Source organism: Bacillus sp. BP-3, from assembly GCF_028401955.1.
In the GTDB taxonomy this organism is placed as follows: domain Bacteria; phylum Bacillota; class Bacilli; order Bacillales; family Bacillaceae_G; genus Bacillus_A.
This window is the reverse complement of the sequence record NZ_JAQOTJ010000005.1, coordinates 1-19,357: the sequence shown is the minus strand read 5'-3', so window position 1 is coordinate 19,357 and position 19,357 is coordinate 1. Positions and strand designations below refer to the sequence as shown.

At 38.0% G+C, this 19,357-nt stretch carries 19 protein-coding genes and 1 other annotated feature; of the genes, 16 read left to right on the top strand and 3 right to left on the bottom strand.

Annotated features, from left to right (window positions below; translation table 11 throughout):
- Positions 1-144 precede the first annotated feature (144 nt).
- The 8 genes from acsA to PLX19_RS09970 all read left to right on the top strand — a co-directional run bounded on the left by acsA (position 145) and on the right by PLX19_RS09970 (position 6,851).
- Positions 145-1,863: an acetate--CoA ligase gene (acsA, locus tag PLX19_RS10005; protein ID WP_272188386.1), complete on the top strand. Its 1,719-nt coding sequence runs from the start codon at positions 145-147 to the stop codon at positions 1,861-1,863.
- Between the two features lie 155 nt (positions 1,864-2,018).
- Positions 2,019-2,645: a LysE family translocator gene (locus PLX19_RS10000; protein WP_272188384.1), complete on the top strand. Its 627-nt coding sequence runs from the start codon at positions 2,019-2,021 to the stop codon at positions 2,643-2,645.
- Positions 2,646-2,943: 298 nt separating this feature from the next.
- Positions 2,944-3,399: a hypothetical protein gene (locus tag PLX19_RS09995; protein WP_272188383.1), complete on the top strand. Its 456-nt coding sequence runs from the start codon at positions 2,944-2,946 to the stop codon at positions 3,397-3,399.
- Positions 3,380-3,925, top strand: coding sequence for an RNA polymerase sigma factor (locus PLX19_RS09990; protein ID WP_272188382.1), 546 nt, complete (start codon positions 3,380-3,382; stop codon positions 3,923-3,925). Before PLX19_RS09995 ends, PLX19_RS09990 begins: the two co-directional genes overlap by 20 nt.
- Positions 3,906-4,151: a hypothetical protein gene (locus PLX19_RS09985; RefSeq protein ID WP_272188380.1), complete on the top strand. Its 246-nt coding sequence runs from the start codon at positions 3,906-3,908 to the stop codon at positions 4,149-4,151. The genes PLX19_RS09990 and PLX19_RS09985 overlap by 20 nt, the downstream gene beginning before the upstream one ends.
- A 98-nt stretch (positions 4,152-4,249) precedes the next feature.
- Positions 4,250-4,477, top strand: a binding site (T-box leader).
- Between the two features lie 64 nt (positions 4,478-4,541).
- On the top strand, positions 4,542-5,798 hold the full coding sequence (gene tyrS, locus PLX19_RS09980) for a tyrosine--tRNA ligase (protein ID WP_272188379.1): 1,257 nt from the start codon (positions 4,542-4,544) through the stop codon (positions 5,796-5,798).
- Positions 5,799-5,859: 61 nt separating this feature from the next.
- Positions 5,860-6,426 (top strand): mechanosensitive ion channel family protein, encoded by a 567-nt coding sequence (locus PLX19_RS09975; RefSeq protein WP_272188378.1) that lies wholly within the window; start codon positions 5,860-5,862, stop codon positions 6,424-6,426.
- 272 nt (positions 6,427-6,698) lie between these two features.
- Positions 6,699-6,851: a transporter gene (locus PLX19_RS09970; RefSeq protein ID WP_272188377.1), complete on the top strand. Its 153-nt coding sequence runs from the start codon at positions 6,699-6,701 to the stop codon at positions 6,849-6,851.
- A 69-nt stretch (positions 6,852-6,920) separates the two neighbouring features.
- Here the strand turns inward: PLX19_RS09970 and rpsD are convergent, their stop codons facing one another.
- Positions 6,921-7,523 (bottom strand): 30S ribosomal protein S4, encoded by a 603-nt coding sequence (gene rpsD, locus PLX19_RS09965; RefSeq protein WP_272188372.1) that lies wholly within the window; start codon positions 7,521-7,523, stop codon positions 6,921-6,923.
- Between the two features lie 350 nt (positions 7,524-7,873).
- On the opposite strand from rpsD, the gene megL reads away from it, so the two are divergent.
- Complete coding sequence (gene megL, locus PLX19_RS09960; RefSeq protein ID WP_272188371.1) at positions 7,874-9,049, top strand: methionine gamma-lyase; 1,176 nt, start codon at positions 7,874-7,876, stop codon at positions 9,047-9,049.
- Positions 9,050-9,163: 114 nt separating this feature from the next.
- Here the strand turns inward: megL and PLX19_RS09955 are convergent, their stop codons facing one another.
- Positions 9,164-9,643 (bottom strand): GAF domain-containing protein, encoded by a 480-nt coding sequence (locus tag PLX19_RS09955; protein WP_272188370.1) that lies wholly within the window; start codon positions 9,641-9,643, stop codon positions 9,164-9,166.
- A gap of 171 nt (positions 9,644-9,814) precedes the next feature.
- Here PLX19_RS09955 and refZ point away from each other — a divergent pair, with 171 nt between their 5' ends.
- The 7 genes from refZ to PLX19_RS09920 all read left to right on the top strand — a co-directional run bounded on the left by refZ (position 9,815) and on the right by PLX19_RS09920 (position 19,051).
- Complete coding sequence (gene refZ, locus PLX19_RS09950) at positions 9,815-10,453, top strand: forespore capture DNA-binding protein RefZ (RefSeq protein WP_272188369.1); 639 nt, start codon at positions 9,815-9,817, stop codon at positions 10,451-10,453.
- Positions 10,454-10,835: 382 nt separating this feature from the next.
- The gene (ezrA, locus tag PLX19_RS09945) at positions 10,836-12,545 is read left to right on the top strand and encodes a septation ring formation regulator EzrA (protein WP_272188368.1); all 1,710 of its coding nucleotides are present in this window, start codon (positions 10,836-10,838) and stop codon (positions 12,543-12,545) included.
- 253 nt (positions 12,546-12,798) lie between these two features.
- Complete coding sequence (locus tag PLX19_RS09940) at positions 12,799-13,941, top strand: cysteine desulfurase family protein (RefSeq protein WP_272188367.1); 1,143 nt, start codon at positions 12,799-12,801, stop codon at positions 13,939-13,941.
- Between the two features lie 6 nt (positions 13,942-13,947).
- The gene (gene thiI, locus PLX19_RS09935) at positions 13,948-15,159 is read left to right on the top strand and encodes a tRNA uracil 4-sulfurtransferase ThiI (RefSeq protein ID WP_272188365.1); all 1,212 of its coding nucleotides are present in this window, start codon (positions 13,948-13,950) and stop codon (positions 15,157-15,159) included.
- A 79-nt stretch (positions 15,160-15,238) separates the two neighbouring features.
- Entirely contained in the window at positions 15,239-15,433 is a 195-nt protein-coding gene (locus tag PLX19_RS09930) for an alpha/beta-type small acid-soluble spore protein (RefSeq protein ID WP_098918536.1), read from the top strand.
- 201 nt (positions 15,434-15,634) lie between these two features.
- Positions 15,635-17,221, top strand: coding sequence for an acyl-CoA synthetase MbcS (gene mbcS / locus PLX19_RS09925; protein WP_272188363.1), 1,587 nt, complete (start codon positions 15,635-15,637; stop codon positions 17,219-17,221).
- 267 nt (positions 17,222-17,488) lie between these two features.
- Entirely contained in the window at positions 17,489-19,051 is a 1,563-nt protein-coding gene (locus PLX19_RS09920; protein WP_272188362.1) for an amidohydrolase, read from the top strand.
- Between the two features lie 19 nt (positions 19,052-19,070).
- On the opposite strand, the gene PLX19_RS09915 is transcribed toward PLX19_RS09920, so the two are convergent.
- Positions 19,071-19,357 (bottom strand): transposase (locus PLX19_RS09915; protein ID WP_272188361.1); only part of this gene is annotated, 287 nt, incomplete at its 5' end.

The following is a 19,357-nucleotide window of genomic DNA, read 5'->3' as shown; positions in this document are numbered from 1 at the left end:
TATTTTCATACTACTGTACTCAGTATGCGATGTGAATCGAAATTTGTCAGTAAAAATTTGTCTGAAATTCTTAAAAAATACTGAAAATTATAAAATATATCTTTATAATAGATTTATATGGTACATAGAAGGGGGATGTAAAGAATGAAAGTAGAAACACTTCCGGTTATTCAAGGGGAAAATAATTTGTTAAATTATGATGAAATATATCAAAATTTTAATTGGGAAGAAGTTAATCAAAATTTTTCTTGGCATGAAACTGGACGAGTAAATATGGCTTATGAGACCATTGATCGACATGCCCAATCCCACCGAAAAAATAAAGTAGCATTGTATTATCAAGATGGTGCGAGAAAAGAGAAATATACGTTTAAAGAAATGAAAGAATTGTCGAATAAAGCAGGAAATGTTTTAAAAAATTATGGGGATGTCGAAAAAGGCGACCGCGTCTTTATTTTTATGCCTCGTTCACCGGAATTGTATTTTACTTTATTAGGTGCAATAAAGCTTGGAGCAATTGTTGGTCCATTATTTGAAGCTTTCATGGAAGCGGCTGTATGTGACCGTCTGGTGGATAGTGAAGCAAAGGTGCTTGTGACAACACCAGAATTGTTAGAACGTATACCATTTAATGATTTACCAGCGTTAAAAACGGTATTTGTTGTTGGGGAAGGTGTAGAAGAAGGTGGTAAAGTTGTCGCATTTAATCCGCTTTTTGAACAAGCTTCTAATCAGTTAAAAATGGAATGGCTTGGGAGAGAGGATGGCCTCATTTTACATTATACATCTGGTTCAACAGGGAAACCAAAAGGGGTGCTGCATGTTCAAAATGCGATGGTGCAGCATTATCAAACAGCAAAATGGGTGCTGGATTTAAAAGAAGATGATGTGTATTGGTGCACAGCAGATCCAGGCTGGGTAACAGGAACAGCATATGGTATTTTTGCGCCTTGGCTAGTTGGAGCTTCTAACGTAGTTTTAGGAGGACGCTTTAGTCCAGACGCTTGGTATGAAACGCTTCAAGATTACGGTGTAACAGTTTGGTATAGCGCTCCGACAGCATTTCGTATGTTAATGGGTGCTGGTGACGATACGCTGAAGAAGTATGATTTATCAAACCTTCGTCATATTTTGAGCGTTGGGGAACCGTTAAACCCGGAAGTAATTCGCTGGGCAATGAAAGTGTTCCATCTTCGTATTCATGATACGTGGTGGATGACGGAAACAGGAGGACAAGTTATCTGTAACTATCCTTGTATGGAAATTCGCCCGGGTTCTATGGGAAAACCAATTCCAGGCGTGAAGGCAGGGATTGTTGATAATGAAGGTAATGAATTGCCGCCATACACAATGGGGAACTTAGCAATTGGAAAAGGCTGGCCATCGATGATGCGTGCTGTTTGGAATAACCCGCAAAAATATGAGTCTTATTTTATGCCAGGAGACTGGTATGTGTCAGGAGACTCTGCATATATGGATGAAGATGGCTATTTCTGGTTCCAAGGGCGTATTGACGATGTCATTATGACATCTGGTGAACGTGTTGGTCCGTTTGAAGTAGAAAGTAAATTAATTGAACATACAGCAGTTGCGGAAGCTGGTGTTATTGGAATTCCAGATCCTGTACGCGGAGAAATTATTAAAGCGTTCATTGCACTGCGCGCAGGTTATGAACCATCTGAAGAATTAAAAGAAGATATTCGTCAATTTGTGAAAAAAGGACTAGCTGCTCATGCGGCACCGAGACAAATCGAATTCCGAGATAAATTACCGAAAACGAGAAGCGGTAAAATTATGCGTCGTGTATTAAAGGCATGGGAGTTAAACTTACCAACAGGTGACTTGTCTACGATGGAAGATTAAACAAGAAAGGTCTGAACATTCTTCGTTCAGGCCTTTCTTGTTTAGAGTATAGTGAAGTTGTGTTCAAATTGTTCAGCGTTACATATAACTTATATGTAATATTTAAAATACAGCAGAGCATGCAGGAAAAGATTTAATCTTTTGGAGGGATATTAGTGACGCAATATTATCTTTTTGTTACTATGTCAATTTTTCTTATTATTTTGCCAGGACCTGATACGGGATTAGTAACTCAGAATACAATACTACAGGGGAAACAAGGCGGGATGAAAACTGTTTTTGGTATTTTATGCGGTTTAAGTATTCATACGTTAGCAGCTGTACTTGGGATTTCTGCAATTCTTGTTAAATCGGCATTTTTATTTTCTATTTTTAAGTATATTGGTGCTATTTATCTTATTTATTTAGGATGTGTATCATTATGGTCTTTATGGAAGAAAGGAAAGCAACCAGAGGATATTACAGTTAAAAATAAGTATCAAGGTGCTTCTTGCTTTAGGCAAGGTTTTCTTACCAATTTGTTAAATCCAAAAGTAGCCATTTTCTTTCTAACGTTTTTACCGCAATTTATACAGCATGATGGGAATACCTTTTTTCAACTTTTTATTATGGGAATGACATATACAGTTTTAACTTTTCTATGGTTTATACTCTATATTTATTTAATTAATGCAATTCGTACATGGATGAAAAAGCCGTCTACAGAGCGGGCTATTCAAGGGATAAGCGGTTTTGTACTTTTGGCATTTGGGATTAAATTAGCGCTGGAAAAACGACCATAGTCATTTTTATAAGTAAAGTCTATTTCTTACTTATGGTTAGCCTTGCTAATCAATCCCCTGCTACACGTTAGTGTGGGATAAAGTGAAACTAGGGAACTTAAGGGATTGGTAATTTGCCAATAGGCGACGGTCTATGATGGAATATTAAATAAGCAAGTTCTGAATCAAGTATAGTTCAGAATTTGCTTATTTTAAGTACGTTATTGTAAAAACGAAAAAAGAAATAAAATGATTTTTTGAACCATTTGCCTCCAGTATTTGTATAAGTTTATGAAAAATAAATTAGGAGGCACTTTATATGTCAAATAAATGGATGCTTTCATTGACTTTCATTGGCGTTATAGTCGTATTTGCTGCAGGTACCCTTATGCCTATTGCGATAGGGTTTAAAGTTTCGATGATTATGTTAGCGTGTACGATGATTATTATATTTTCAATCCTTATCCCTTTTGACAAGAAATATATCGTAAGAAAAGCTGGAAATAAAATCGACTTTACAAAAACAAAAGTTTATTTTCGGTGGAATGTATTTGATACAATATCCGTCTGTATTGCAGTATACGCTTGTATATGCGTACAAGTGTTAAATTTCTTAGTTTTAAGCGGATTAACAGTTAAAAATCCATATGTGCAATTTTTTACGAATCAATCTCAAATATGGACGATTGTTGCAAGTTTATATTTAATTAGCCGGATATCTCTAACTTTAAAAGGGATAAAGGAGATTAAAAAACATGGCGCAAATTGGGATTGAGGAGGAATTGATGCTCGCCTATCAAAAGGGAGATGAACGAGCAGGGGAACGGTTGTATGTTTTAATCAAACCAGCGTTATATACGTTTTTATATCGCTTTAACCGTGATGAACAGCTGAGCATAGACCTCGTTCAAGATACGTTTTTAAGGTTAGAACGTAAGAAACATATGTATGAGATTGAAAAAGGAAAGATTAAAACATATCTGTTTCAAATTGGGTATCGGCTTATGATTAATAAACTGAATCGAAGAAAGAAGTGGCGTTCACTTATACCATTTCTTCTACCGATTCAAGAGAAGGAATTTTCGCAAGAAGACCGTCTTACAGTGAGAGAAGCAATTTTGAAGGTTCCAGAAGATCAACGAGCGGTCATTATTCTTTTTTATTATCATGATATGCCACAAAAGGAAATCGCAGAGGTACTAGATATTCCTATAGGAACGGTGAAATCGAGGCTTTATCATGGCATGAAGAAATTGAAGCAATTGCTGGAGGTGGATGAAATTGACCGAAAATCCCTTTGATAAGGAATATAGATTGAAACAGCATTTAGATAGTGATTATGTGGAAGTTCCTGATTTTCCGCAAAAAGCGAATAGGGGAGATCGATTTTTACGTTTTCTTGCGTCTCCGGCTAAAGATCCTGTTGAAGCGACAATTGGTAATGATTTATCAGTTGCATTTCATATCTCTCTGTTAGCTTGTGTTCCACTTCTTTCTTTACTGACGATATTCTTTGCCAGCCAGTAAAGTTTTAAAAAAGTGATATAATGAAATTATAACCGAAAAATTTAGGGCTGCATTTGACAGGCATATACAAATGATGTTATAAAAAGAAGTATATAAATAATCGAGCGTGGAAAGGGAACAGTAGTGATCATTTCCCTGTTTTAGAGAGCTGATGGTCGGTGAAAATCAGCACATAAATGATCGCGAATTACGACCCTGGAGCATCTTTCTTCGATTGGATTTCATCCGAAAGGGGAAAGACGGTGATGAGCCGTTATGTGAATGAGGTGGCAGGTTTTTTTGCCTGCAACTAGGGTGGTAACGCGATAATTAAAATCGTCCCTTATTTGAGGGGCGATTTTTTTATGTTTTGAAATTCCGCGCACAAGCTATTTTAAAGGAGTGAATAGGATGAACATTTTACAAGATCTTGAGTTTCGTGGCCTAATTAACCAACAAACGGATGCAGAAGGTTTACAAGAACTATTAGAGAAAGAAAGTGTGAAATTATACTGCGGTTTTGACCCAACAGCTGATAGTTTACATATTGGTCATATGCTACCAATTTTAATATTACGTCGTTTCCAACAAGCAGGGCATCAGCCAATTGCACTTGTTGGCGGAGCTACAGGTTTAATTGGTGACCCAAGTGGTAAGAAAGCAGAGCGTACATTAAATGAAAAAGAAACAGTTGCCTTTTTCAGTGAGCGTATTAAAGAGCAGCTTTCTAACTTCTTAGACTTCAATAAAGAAGGAAATCCAGCAACAATCGCAAACAACTACGATTGGATTGGTTCTTTAGATTTAATTACATTCTTACGCGATATCGGTAAAAACTTTGGTTTAAACTACATGTTAGCGAAAGATACAGTTGCGTCCCGTTTAGAAACAGGTATCTCATTCACTGAGTTTAGCTACATGATTTTACAATCATACGATTTCTTAAACTTATACCAAACACACGGTTGTAGATTACAAATCGGTGGTAGTGACCAATGGGGGAACATTACAGCTGGTTTAGAATTAATCCGTAAATCAGAAGAAGATGCGAAAGCATTCGGCTTAACTGTACCGCTTGTAACGAAATCTGACGGTACGAAGTTTGGAAAAACAGAAGGCGGCGCGGTTTGGTTAGACCCAGAAAAAACAACGCCTTACGAGTTCTACCAATTCTGGATTAACACAGATGATCGCGATGTTGTGAAATACTTAAAATACTTCACATTCTTATCTCATGAAGAGATTCTTGAGTTAGAAAAACAGGTTGCAGAAGCACCTGAAAAACGTGAAGCACAAAAAGCATTAGCTTCTGAAATGACAAAACTTGTTCACGGCGCTGAAGCATTAGAGCAAGCAATTAAAATTTCAGCAGCATTATTTAGTGGTTCTGTTGCAGAATTAACAGCAGCGGAAATTGAGCAAGGATTTAAAGATGTACCATCTGTAGAGCGTAGTGTAGAAGATGCATTATTAGTAGATGTACTTGTAGAAAGTAAAATTTCACCGTCAAAACGTCAAGCACGCGAAGATATTACAAATGGTGCGGTTTATGTAAATGGTGAACGTACACAAGAGTTAGATTACATGGTAACAGAAAAAGACCGCATTGAAGGTAAATTTACAATCATTCGCCGCGGTAAGAAAAAATATTTCTTAATCCGTTACTAACATGCAAAAAAGCGTAAGAGTTCTTACGCTTTTTGCATTTTGAAAGAGAGGAGTAAATATTTTGGATATTCAAAGTATATTAGAAGATTATGTTTTAAATCCCGAAAAATTAATGAAATTTGGGGGAATTATTCTTAAAATTATCCTTATTTTTATTGTGGCAAAAGTGATTATTCGTGTCACTAATGTAGGAATTGAACAAATTTTTAAGATGAGCAGTAAAGCCCCTGTACGTACAAATGAAAGACGTGAGGCGACATTAACGAAGCTTTGTCAAAATATTGTCCATTATGTTGTGTACTTCATGGTTGTTATGACGGTTCTAGAAACAGTAGGAATCGATATTAAAGCGCTTCTTGCTGGGGTGAGTGTTGCAGGTTTAGCAATTGGTTTTGGTGCACAAAACTTAGTAAAAGATATTGTAACAGGATTCTTCATTATTTTTGAAGATCAATTTTCAGTTGGCGATAAAGTGAAAATTAATGATATCGACGGCGTCATCGAAGAAGTAGGACTTCGTACGACGCAGTTAGTTGCAGAAACTGGGGAGATTTACTTCATTTCAAATAGCTCAATTACAAAAGTTGCGAACTACTCTTTAGGTGAAAAGCGCAAAGAAATAGCGTAAGAATATATATATTAAAAAACCGACTTAAAAGCGCTCTACTTTTTAGGGGAGCAAGAGCATCTGGTCGTACATAGAAACGCTCATGGTGTATTTTCCGTAGCAGCGATTTATATGTTGAAAAATTAAAATGGATATATAGAAATAAATGAAGGGCTTCGGTGTAATCATACCGAAGTCTTTTGTTTTAAAATTTTCCGTATGTTCACTTCAAGTTCATAATAGGCGTGTATGCTGTAAGTATCAAAAGTGATAGAAAAGAGGGAGTTATCTAAATGTCACTAGAAGCATTAATTATTTTTTCGTTACTAAATGCAGGCCAACTAGCAGAGAACGAACAAAATCAGTTACAAAAAAATAATAGTGAACAACATGTTTATGTAGAGAAACAAGAAGCGAATCAAACGATGAATATAAAATTCAAATAAAGTTAAACTGCGAAATAAATATGTTTATACAACGAAAAAAGCCAATCCATAAGGATTGGCTTTTCGTCATTAACGAGAGTAGAACTCTACGATTAACGCTTCGTTGATTTCAGCAGCTAACTCAGCGCGCTCTGGTAAGCGAGTGAAAGTAGCTTCTAATTTGTCAGCATCGAATGTTAAGTACTCAGGTACGAAGTTGTTAACTTCAACTGCTTCTTTAACTACAGCTAGGTTGCGAGATTTTTCGCGAAGGCTGATAGTTTGGCCTGGTTTAACGCGGTAAGATGGGATATCTACGCGAGCGCCATCTACCATGATGTGGCCGTGGTTTACTAATTGACGAGCAGCGCGACGAGTGCGAGCTAAGCCCATGCGGTAAACTAGGTTGTCAAGGCGAGCTTCAAGAAGGATCATGAAGTTTTCACCGTGTTTACCCATCATTTTACCAGCTTGGTCAAATGTGCGACGGAATTGACGCTCAGTCATGCCGTACATGTGACGAAGTTTTTGTTTTTCTTGTAATTGTAAACCGTATTCTGAAAGTTTCTTACGTTGGTTAGGACCGTGTGGACCTGGTGCGTAAGGGCGTTTTTCTAATTCTTTACCTGTGCCGCTTAGAGAGATTCCAAGACGACGAGAAAGTTTCCAAGATGGACCTGTATAACGAGCCATGAATGACTCCTCCTTTAAATGTTTTTATTTTTGTAAAATAAAAACAGACGTAATTGACATTTATGCGTATTTCATTTTCATGTACCCTCGCTCCAGCAGCAGGGAGTTACACGATACACCTCATCGTGAGGAACAAAATACAAACAATAAACTCGCATTACAAGGCTGCCTTTTTATTTTACACAAAGGCTATTATATCTGTTTATTAGGAGAGAGTCAAGAACATCAAATTTCATTTTATACATTTAAAATTTGGAAAAATGCAAGAAGGAATTTTGTAAACGCTCATGGAAAGGATAGCAACAGATAGAAAACGCTTACATAAGATGAAATATAAGGGGGATGTTTGTATGAAAAGGAAACATATCGAAACGACGTTAATTCATCATGGGTATGATGCGGCCGAGCATAAAGGAAGTTTGACACCGCCGTTATTTCAAACATCTACGTATACATTTGAAACAGCGCAGCAAGGAGAAGCAAGCTTTGCTGGGTATGATTCAGCTTATATTTATTCTAGACTTGGAAATCCGACAGTTGAGTTATTTGAAGAAAGAATGGCAGCATTAGAAGAAGGGGAAGCAGCACTAGCGTTTGGCTCCGGTATGGCAGCTATTTCAGGAACACTTTTTGCCTTTTTAAAAGCGGGAGATCATATTGTTTGTTCGAATGGCTTATACGGTTGTACGTATGGCTTTTTAGAAGTGTTGGAAGAGAAATTTGCAATTACGCATACGTTATGTGAAATGGAAACTGAAGAGGAAATTAACAGGAGTATTGGGCTGAATACAAAAATCATTTTTGTAGAAACACCGATTAATCCAACGATGAAATTAATTGACTTAGAACTTGTTGTCAAAGTAGCGAAGCAGCATGGACTGCTCGTTATTGTTGATAATACATTTTGTTCACCGTACTTGCAAAGACCGCTTACGATAGGCTGTGATGTTGTCTTGCATAGTGCGACAAAATATATTGGCGGTCATGGTGATGTTGTGGCCGGTGTTGCAATTTGTAAAACAAACGAGCTTGCCGAAAAAATTCGTCCGATTCGTAAAGATGTTGGCGGGATTATGGCACCATTTGATGCATGGTTACTTTTACGCGGTTTAAAAACATTAGCAGTTCGGATGGATCGTCATTCTGACAATGCGGAAAAGATTGCTGCTTTTCTCCGAAATCATGAACTAGTAGAAGCTGTTTGGTATCCGGAAGGAATGCTTGCAAATAAACAAATGAAGCGCGGGGGCGGTGTGCTATCATTTACAGTAAAAGGCGGAAAAGAAGAGGCGCAAGCTGTAATGGATAACTTAAAATTAATTGCTATTGCAGTGAGTCTTGGTGATACAGAAACGTTAATTCAGCACCCGGCAACGATGACACATGCGGTCATTCCAAAACATGTTCGTGAGCAGATGGGGATTTCCGATAATTTATTACGCTTATCTGCAGGGCTTGAGTCCTGGGAAGATATTGTAAGGGACTTAGCGCAAGCGCTGCAAAAAGAAAAAACAGCTTTATCGTAAGAGGAACGCTTTCTACCAATATATCGGCGGTTCGACACCATTTAAAGACCCTTAGGTAATGCTCGGCGTTCCGGACGTACAAAAAGGAGCTGACTTTAAGTCAACTCCTTTGCACTATATGTGTTTTAATAAAATTCTGACAAATTCCTCTAAATATGTTTGATCAATTTCATCAAAGCGTCCTTTGTTTGGGCTATCGATGTCTAATACGCCGATGACTTCATTGTTTTTGATTAGCGGTACAACAATTTCTGAATTAGAAGCTGCATCGCAGGCGATATGCCCAGGGAACTTGTGAACATCATCGACAAGCTGTGTTGTTTTCGTTTCTGCTGCTACGCCGCATACACCGCGGCCAAATGGAATACGAACACAAGCTGGTAATCCTTGAAATGGCCCAAGCACAAGTTGATTTCCTTCCGTTACATAAAAACCTACCCAGTTAATATCTTGCAAAAATACATTGAGTAAAGCAGATGCATTTGCTAAGTTAGCTACTGCATTTGACTCGCCTGTTAATAGAGCATCGAGTTGTTTAAGTACTGTCCTGTATTGCTCCTCGCGTGTACCAGTATAATCTTCTGCTGTGAACATGGAAACGCCGCCCTTTCTGTAGGTAAATGTAAAGTTATTGCAAAATAAGCTATAATTCGCAAGACTTTGTCGATAGAAAATTAAAGGAATTTGTCTTAAAAGTCAAGAAATTTACATCAAGTTCAATTAATCGTGCTTTTACTGCCTACAAATAGCGGGAGGAGTGAGTGTATGACACAGGCGAGACAGAAAATTATTGATGCGGCCATTTCGCTATTTTATGCGAAAGGCTATAATGGTACATCAGTACGTGATATAGCAAAGCAAGCAGATGTTAATGTTGCAAATATCTCCTATTATTTTTCTGGAAAACAAGGATTACTAGAACAGTTGGTATCAGACTTTTTAGAGGGCTACTTACGTATCGTTGAACTGACATTTGAACAGCGGAATTTTTTGTCTGCAAAAGAAGTGTTATTCCAGATGATGAGAAATATTTTACAGTATCAATTTGAGCGAAGAGAACTTACTCGCTTTTTCTACAGAGAACTTTCGTTAGATAGCACGTTAATTCGCGAAATCATGACGATTTACTTTTCAAAAGAGAGATACTATATAGAGCAACTCATTAGACAAGGGCAAGAAAAGAGAGAATTTCAAAATGTATCATTTACGATGTTTATGACGCAGTTAAAGGGAATGATCAGTATGCCGTATTTATATCCGCAATATATATCAGAAGTGCTGCATTCTTTTCCGTCAGAAATCTTTTTTATTGAAATGTATATGAAGGAAGTAGAGCAGTGGATGGAGCAAACTCTTTGTACAGAGCATATACAATATCCTCTGCCGAGAGCGGCGTATGTATAAAGAAAACAAAAAAACGTGAAACAGCTTGTTGCCAATGTGTATGGGAATAAGCTGTTTTTATTTGCTTTTTATGAAGTGATATCTTCTTTTTTGAATCCTTATATAGTAATATATCTATATCGCAATAATGATATTTTGATTTGAAAAAAACACAGTCCTTTGGTGATTATAATTTGGGGTTAGATGTGTGTATGGAATCGACTTGAAAATAGTAAATTCTTTCATGAAATTTTTCGAAAAACTAGGCCAAAAACATAGAATTACATGGTATGATTAATACATTGCTAGTTGTTAAATATGGGGCATTCCCCTTTTCTTACATAACGCCTTCCATTTTAAAAAACGGAACGGACAAAAAACAGATAAATAGGAGGCATTTTGAATGGATTCAATCTTAACGATCGTTGTCATCATCGTGAGTGCTATCTTGCTCTTCCTCATCGTAGAACTTGTGATGAGAAATCGTTTATATAAAGATATTGAAGCACTAGAGCAATGGAAGAAAGAAATTAAGGATAAACCTGTAGCGGATGAACTGAAACGAGTGAAAGAGTTAAAGATGACCGGACAAACAGAAGAGCTATTTGAAAAATGGCGCAATGAATGGGATGAAATTGTTGCTAATATTCTTCCGAAAGCAGAAAAAGATTTAGAAAGCGCTCAAAAACTTGCCGCGCAATTTTCCTTCCGAAAAGCAAAACATACACTTAATGAATCCATTAGTAGTTTAGATGAAGCAGATCATCGTATTATGGATATTTTAAATGAACTACAAGAATTGTTGGAAAGCTATGAGAAAAACAATTCGGAAATTGAGCAGTTGCGTGATATATACCGTAATTTGAAAAAGAGTGTGCTTGCTCATCGTCATATGTTTGGCGCGGCAGAGGAGAAAATTGAAGGAATGCTTGATGCTGAATCAAAGAAATTTCAAACGTTTGAAGAAGCAACACAAAATGGGGATTACTTAAAAGCGCGTGAAATTGTGGCGAGTTTAGAAGAAGGACTAGCACATTTGGAAGTAATTGTGCATGAAGTACCAGAATTATTAGTAGAATGTCAAGCAACATTACCGGTGCAATTAGAAGATTTATCACAAGGTCACGACGATATGAAAAAACAAGGTTATGTACTAAATCATTTGGAAATACCAAAAGAAGTAAGAGAGATGAACAAACAATTGCAAACGTGCCTTGCTGATTTAGAATCTCTACACGTAGTGGAAGCGCAAGGGAAAATGGAAGTTTTAAAAGGAAATCTTGATACATTATATGAACAGTTAGAGTTAGAAGTAAGAGCTAAACATTATGTTGAACAGCAGACGGTAAGTGTATATGAAGATTTAGAGACAATTCGAGAAGAAGCACTGGAAACGAAAGCAGAAACACAATTTGTGAAACAAAGTTATCAATTACAGGATAAAGATATCGAATCTCAAAAAGTGGTTGAAAAACAGATGCATATTTTAATGAAGCGTTTTGAAGTGTTGCAACTTCGTATTGCAGAGCAAGATATCGCCTTTTCTGTTATTCGAGAAGAGTTAGAAGAAATTTATGAGCAATGTGAAACATTAAAAGTAATTCATAATGAGTACAAAGACATGCTGCAAATGATGCGTAAAGATGAGTTTGAAGCGCGTGAAGCGTTAAAGGAAATGCGCCATACGCTGATGGAATCAAAGCGTATGATGCAAAAATCAAATTTACCAGGTTTGCCAGATCGTATCGTAGTGGAATTGCAAAACGGACAACAAGCAATGCATAGTGTGTATGAACATCTAGAATTAAAGCCGCTTGATATGGGCGCAGTGAATCGCACACTAGAAGAAGCAGTAGTAATTGTAAATGGTGTTCACGAAACAACGCAAGAGTTAATTGAACAAGCGTATTTAGTAGAAAAATTAATACAGTATGGTAATCGTTATCGTAGTCATGACGATATGTTAGCGAAAAGCTTAGATACCGCTGAGCAACTGTTCCGTGAATATGAATATGACGCAGCTCTAGAACAAGCAGCTTCTGTATTAGAACAAATTGAACCAGGCATTGTGCAGAAGATTGCTGAACTTGTTGATTTAGAACAAACTCCTTAATTCATTAAGGGGTTTGTTTTTGTTTAAATAACTTTTGTATCCATTATGATGTAATATTGCTATAATGAATAGCGGAATATGGAGCGTTTTTTCGTTGAAAGCAGAAAAGCATACTTCCGCTCTAATGACGGAAACTATGAGCAAGCTTAGCGAAAACGCATGGATTTATGATATGATTATCCCGCTACGAAGGTCTTTCTTGTAAAGATGTTTCACTTTCTGGGATTTCGATATCGGCGAAAGGGGAATAACGATGATTTATTTTGATAATAGTGCGACGACAAAGCCGTACCCGGAAGCCTTGCAATCTTATGTGACAGTTGCAGGAAAATATTTTGGAAATCCTTCTTCTATTCATTCCCTTGGAGGAGAATCAGAGCGTTTATTAACGCAATCACGTACGATTGCAGCTCAGCTTCTTCGCGCAAAGCCTTCAGAAATTGTCTTTACGTCTGGAGGAACAGAAGGAAATAACCTTGCAATTAAGGGGATTGCGATGAGAAATCGCTCCCGTGGTAAGCATTTGATTACAACAAACATTGAACACGCTTCTGTGTTTGAAGCATATAAGCAGCTGGAAAATCTTGGTTTTGACGTTACATATTTGCCGGTAAATGAAAATGGTGTTGTATCAGTAGAAGATGTGAAACGAGTTCTTCGAGATGATACTATTCTTGTTTCCATGATTCACGTCAATAACGAAACAGGTGCGATTCAGCCTGTTGATGAAGTTGGGAAGTTATTAGCAAACTATCCGAAAGTACGATTCCATGTGGATCATGTACAAGGAATTGGAAAAGTACCGCTTGACTTGTATGAAAGTCATATTGATCTTTGCACAATTTCGGGACATAAGTTCCATAGTGTAAAAGGAACAGGACTTCTTTATGTTCGTGATGGTGTAAGGCTCGATCCAGTTTTATCGGGTGGTGGACAAGAGTTGCGTTACCGTTCTGGTACAGAAAACTTACCAGGAATTGTTGCGATGATCAAAGCCTTGCGAATGACTTTAGAAAAACAGTCCGAAAATACGAGGCATCTTCGCGAGTTAAAGGAAGAACTTATTCGCATGTTTAAGGGCATGAAGGATGTTACAATTAATACGCCGAAAGAACATACGGCACCGCATATATTAAACGTATCATTTGTCGGATTAAAGCCAGAAATTGTTGTGCATGCTTTGGAAGAACGTGATGTGTATGTGTCAACAAAATCTGCTTGTTCTTCAAGAGCAAACGAAGTAAGCCACGTTTTACTAGCGATGGGCTTGCCGCATGCGGTAGCAGAAAGTGCGATTCGTATTAGTTTAAATGCGGAAAATACGATGGAAGAAGTAAAACAATTCGAAGGAATTATAAAAGAAACATTGCCAAAATTATATGAAGTGATGAGGTAAGGAAAGATGATGACATACGAGTATATTTTAGTTCGCTACGGCGAAATGACAACAAAAGGAAAGAACCGTTCTAAGTTTGTAAGCACGTTAAAAGATAATGTGAAACATAAATTAAAGAAATTTACAAACTTAAAAATTGATGCGACGCATGACCGCATGTATATTCAGTTAAATGGTGAAGATCATGAGGCTGTTGCGGAAAGATTGAAAGATGTGTTTGGTATTCACAAGTTTAACTTAGCAATGAAAGTACCAACGGATTTAGAAGAAATTAAAAAAGGTGCACTTGCTGCTTTTCTGCAAGTAAGTCGTGCCGTAAAAACATTTAAAATTACAGTTCACCGTTCTTACAAGCATTTTCCGATGCGAACGATGGAACTACTTCCAGAAATCGGCGGGTATGTTTTACAAAATACAGAGGATATTACCGTAGATGTTCATAATCCAGATGTAAACATCCGCATTGAAATTAGAAGCGGTTATAGCTATATTATGTGTGATGAGCGCATGGGAGCTGGCGGTCTTCCAGTTGGTGTTGGTGGAAAAGTAATGCTTCTTCTTTCTGGTGGCATTGATAGTCCAGTTGCAGCTTACTTAACAATGAAGCGCGGCGTATCAGTGGAAGCTGTTCATTTTCATAGTCCCCCGTTTACAAGCGAGCGTGCAAAGCAGAAAGTAATCGACTTGACACAGGAGCTAACGAAGTATTGTAAACGCGTGACACTTCATCTTGTACCGTTTACAGAAGTGCAAAAAACAATTAATAAAGAAATTCCATCTAGCTATTCAATGACAATTATGCGCCGTATGATGATGCGTATTGCAGAACGAATTGCAGAAGAGCGTAACGCACTTGCTCTTACGACAGGGGAAAGCCTTGGACAAGTGGCGAGTCAAACGTTAGATAGTATGCACACGATAAACGAAGTGACAAATTATCCAATTATCCGTCCACTTATTGCGATGGATAAACTAGAAATTATTAAAATTGCTAACGATATCGGTACGTACGACATCTCCATTCGTCCGTACGAAGATTGCTGTACAGTCTTTACGCCAGCAAGTCCGACAACGAAACCGAAGCGTGAAAAAGCGAATAAATTTGAATCATACTATGATTTTACACCGCTTATTGAATCCGCTGTTGCAAATACAGAAAAGATGGTATTGCAAACAGTAGAAGTAGCAGAAGAGAAACAATTCGAAAATTTATTTTAAAACCATAAATTACCATTAAAAGATATGTATGAAGTCTTATGGTTTATCACACTCTATACTCACAAGGAGGTGATACCATATGGCAAACAATAATAAATTAGCAGTTTCTGGAGCAGAAGCAGCTTTAGACCAAATGAAATACGAAATCGCTCAAGAGTTCGGTGTACAACTTGGACCAGATTCAACATCTCGTGCTAACGGATCTGTTGGTGGCGAAATTACAAAACGTTTAGTTGCAATGGCTGAACAACAATTAGGCGGTTTTCAACGATAACAACCATATATAATGGCTTAGAGAGAGTGGGATTTCCCGCTCTTTCTTTTTGGCGTTTTATGTCAAAATATAAGAGAAAACATCTACTATTGTAGCCAATTGGTCAAAATATAAACTAATTTGTCAAAAGAAGATAGTTTTAAATTTACAGAAAATTCTTTATCATTAAAGGGAGGATGGACATAATAAAGGGGGAAGAGTATGAACCGGGAAGAGCTATTAGCGCCACCGATGTATAATTTAGTCGAGGAGATGGAGCGTTATGCCCATGAACCAAATAAACTTGCACTAATTTGGCAAGATGATCAAGGGAATAAAAGGGAAGTCACATACGGGGAGTTGTTACAAGGGGCGAATAAAATTGGAAACGCTTTTATAAAAATCGGTCTGCAAAAAGGGGACAAGCTTCTTATTATGATGCCGCGTCTCATTGAAACATATATGACGTATATTGCCGCAATAAAAGCGGGATTCGTCGTTATTCCAAGTTCAGAAATGCTGCGCAAAAAAGATATTGAATACCGAATCGAGCATGGAGAAGTAAAAGCGATAGTAAGTTATGAACCGTATGTAGGACAATTCGACGGAATCGAGGCAGTGCATTCCCTTCATAAATTTGTATTAAGTGAAAAACCACTAGAAGGCTGGAACAATATACGAGAAGCACTTAAAACAGAGAGTGCTGTATTAGAAATGGCAGAGACAAAGTGTGATGATATGGTTTTCTTATCGTATACATCTGGAACAACAGGCAATCCAAAGGGCGTTGTACATACACATGCTTGGGCGTATGCTCATCTTCGTACGAGCGCTGCAAATTGGTTAGCAATTGAAGAGAATGATGTTGTATGGGCAACAGCAAGTCCAGGGTGGCAAAAGTGGGTGTGGAGTCCATTTCTTGCGACGCTCGGTTCAGGTGCAACTGGATTTGTGTATCACGGGAAATTTGATCCGGAAACATATTTACAGTTATTAAGTGATAACAAAGTAAATGTATTGTGCTGTACACCGACTGAATATCGTTTAATGGCAAAAGTGGAGACCTTACAGCAATATGACCTCTCTTCCTTGCATAGTGCGGTTTCGGCAGGCGAGCCATTGAACAGAGAAGTTATAAATACATTTCGAAATTATTTTCAAGTAACGGTTCGTGATGGATATGGTCAAACAGAAAATACATTACTTGTTGGCGTATTAAAAGGAATGGAAATAAAACCTGGTTCGATGGGGAAACCGACGCCGGGCAATCAAGTTGATATTGTGGATGAAGATGGTAAGCCAGTCCTTCCGGGAGAAGTAGGGGATATTGCCGTGCACGTGAAAACACCGGCATTATTTAAACAGTATTATAAAGATCCAGAGCGTACAGTTATACAATTTCGCGGCGATTATTACATTACAGGTGACCAGGCCAAAAAGGATGAAGATGGTTACTTTTGGTTTGAAGGACGAGGCGACGATATTATTATTAGCTCCGGCTATACAATCGGACCGTTCGAGGTGGAAGATGCACTGGTCAAACATCCATACGTCAGAGAATGTGCGGTTGTGGCAAGTCCAGATGAAATACGAGGAAATATCGTAAAAGCCTTTATCGTGTTAAAAGAAAATGTCGATGAGCAAGACAGCACGTTAATTCCGCTTCTGCAAGACCATGTAAAGGAATTAACGGCGCCTTATAAATACCCGCGTAAAATTGAATTTGTGAAAGAATTGCCAAAAACAATTTCCGGTAAAATTCGCCGCGTAGAGCTGCGAAAACGTGAAATGGAGTTGGCTTCCAAATAACCTTGCACACTTTACCCGATTCTAGCTGAATAGAATTGGGTTTTTTGTTTAACTAGAGAGTGTGTTTTATAATGGTATTATAAGAAAATTAAGATAATAAAAGAGCTATAAGGGTAAAGTATAGGGGGGGAGAGAATGTACGGCGTAATTGCTCTTATTAAAGTTGAATATAAAAATGAAAAATGTGTGGATGCCCCTATTATTTTTTCGAAAAGGTTAACGGGTGTTGCAAACAATGTTTATAGCTAATAAAAAGGGGGAGAAAAAATGGGAGAACTTTGGCACGGGGGAAAGGTTTATACGATGGAAGAAGACGGAAGAGTCGTAGAAGCAGTTTACGTAGAAAACGGTAAAATTATTGCTGTTGGAAGGAAAGAAGAATTAGAAGAGCGGTATCAGCCGAAACAGTTCTTAAATTTAGAAGGAAAAACAGTGCTCCCTGGTCTGGTTGATAGCCATATGCATCTTATTGGACACGGAGAACGATTACTTCGCTTAGATTTATCAGCATGCACATCTTATCAGGAAGTACTAAACCTTGTTGCTGAGCGAGTGAAGACAACGAAGCAAGGAGAATGGATTATTGGCGAGGGCTGGAATGAAAATAATTTTACAGATCGAAAAGATGTACATAAACGAGATTTAGATGATTTATCACGTCGTCACCCTATTGTGTTGAAACGCGTTTGCCGTCATGTAACGTTGGTAAATTCTTACATTCTTGAGAAAGCTGAGATTATGCAAGATAGAGAAGACCCGAAAGGTGGGAAAGTTGGCCGCGATCAACATGGTGAACTTACAGGTTTATTGTATGAACAAGCGCAGGAATTGATCGCGCCTCTTCTACCAGAAATCGATGCAGCCTATTTAACGAAGGCACTGCAAACTGCAATTCAAGATTGTTGGCAATATGGACTCGTTGGTGGTCATACAGAAGACTTAAACTATTATGGTGGTTTTCAAAAAACGTACAATGTCTTTACGGAAGTAATTCGAAAATTACCGTTTAAAGCGCATCTTCTTGTCCATCATGAAGTAGCGCGCGAACGTAATCAATATAGGAATACGCATTATATTGAGTTTGGAGCAATGAAGATCTTCTCAGACGGTTCCTTTGGCGGACGAACAGCGTTGCTTACTGAATCATATGCAGATGCAAAGGAAACGAATGGCGTTGCTATTTTTTCTCGTGAAGAGCTTGCGGAACTCGTCAAACAAGCAAGAGAATTCCATATGCCTGTCGCAATTCATACAATTGGTGATCTATCGCTTGAATATGTAATTGATGCGCTTGAAATGCACCCGCCAAAAGAGGGGCAGCGTGATCGTATTATTCACTGTCAACTTACCCGTGAAGAGTTAACCCAGCGCATGAAGAAGCTCCCAGTAATTTTAGATATTCAGCCTGTCTTCGTTTCTTCTGATTTTCCATCTGTTATTGAAAAGCTAGGGGAGCAGCGCCTTCGGTATGCATATGCATGGAAAACACTCCTTTCTGCTGGATTACACTGTGCGGGTGGTTCGGATGCACCAATTGAGCAAGTGAACCCGCTTTTAGGTATATACAGCGCTGTAACAAGAAAGAGCTTTGTGGATGGAAACTGTTACATGCCAGAAGAAAGGTTATCCGTATTTGAAGCTGTGTCACTGTTCACAACAGGAAGCGCATATGCGATTGGAAAAGAAGAGAACCGCGGAAAAATTGCAGCGGGATATGAAGCGGATTTTACGATATTAGATAGAGATATATTTAACGTGCAGGAAGAAGAAATAAAAGAGATAAATGTTACGATGACGGTTGTGGATGGTGAAGTTGTGCATAAGAGATAAAGGCGGCACATGCCGCCTTTCAGAGTGTTGGGAAACGCTTCAGGATTTCCGACACTCTGGGAATTATTGATTTGTTAATGAACAAAAGAACTAGAACATGATAAAAATAAGAAAAATAGCCCTTCACCTGACCGCTTTTGGTCAGGTGAAGGGCTATTTTTTTCATGTTTTGACAAGCTGCGGTAAGATATGCTTGCATTTGGACAGACTTCAGCCCTCGAAACCGAGCATATCGATAGCCATGTAGTTCCTTGGCATCCGCAAAACTCCGTTCAATAGTAGAACACCGTACTTTATATAGTTTTT

Bases quoted from the DNA above. Each gene is read 5' to 3' on its own strand.
- acsA (WP_272188386.1), top strand. From the start codon at position 145: ATGAAAGTAGAAACACTTCCGGTTATTCAAGGGGAAAATAATTTGTTA.
- PLX19_RS09995 (WP_272188383.1), top strand. From the start codon at position 2,944: ATGTCAAATAAATGGATGCTTTCATTGACTTTCATTGGCGTTATAGTC.
- PLX19_RS09990 (WP_272188382.1), top strand. From the start codon at position 3,380: ATGGCGCAAATTGGGATTGAGGAGGAATTGATGCTCGCCTATCAAAAG.
- tyrS (WP_272188379.1), top strand. From the start codon at position 4,542: ATGAACATTTTACAAGATCTTGAGTTTCGTGGCCTAATTAACCAACAA.
- PLX19_RS09970 (WP_272188377.1), top strand. From the start codon at position 6,699: ATGTCACTAGAAGCATTAATTATTTTTTCGTTACTAAATGCAGGCCAA.
- rpsD (WP_272188372.1), bottom strand. From the start codon at position 7,523: ATGGCTCGTTATACAGGTCCATCTTGGAAACTTTCTCGTCGTCTTGGA.
- megL (WP_272188371.1), top strand. From the start codon at position 7,874: ATGAAAAGGAAACATATCGAAACGACGTTAATTCATCATGGGTATGAT.
- PLX19_RS09955 (WP_272188370.1), bottom strand. From the start codon at position 9,643: ATGTTCACAGCAGAAGATTATACTGGTACACGCGAGGAGCAATACAGG.
- refZ (WP_272188369.1), top strand. From the start codon at position 9,815: ATGACACAGGCGAGACAGAAAATTATTGATGCGGCCATTTCGCTATTT.
- ezrA (WP_272188368.1), top strand. From the start codon at position 10,836: ATGGATTCAATCTTAACGATCGTTGTCATCATCGTGAGTGCTATCTTG.
- PLX19_RS09940 (WP_272188367.1), top strand. From the start codon at position 12,799: ATGATTTATTTTGATAATAGTGCGACGACAAAGCCGTACCCGGAAGCC.
- thiI (WP_272188365.1), top strand. From the start codon at position 13,948: ATGATGACATACGAGTATATTTTAGTTCGCTACGGCGAAATGACAACA.
- PLX19_RS09930 (WP_098918536.1), top strand. From the start codon at position 15,239: ATGGCAAACAATAATAAATTAGCAGTTTCTGGAGCAGAAGCAGCTTTA.
- mbcS (WP_272188363.1), top strand. From the start codon at position 15,635: ATGAACCGGGAAGAGCTATTAGCGCCACCGATGTATAATTTAGTCGAG.
- PLX19_RS09920 (WP_272188362.1), top strand. From the start codon at position 17,489: ATGGGAGAACTTTGGCACGGGGGAAAGGTTTATACGATGGAAGAAGAC.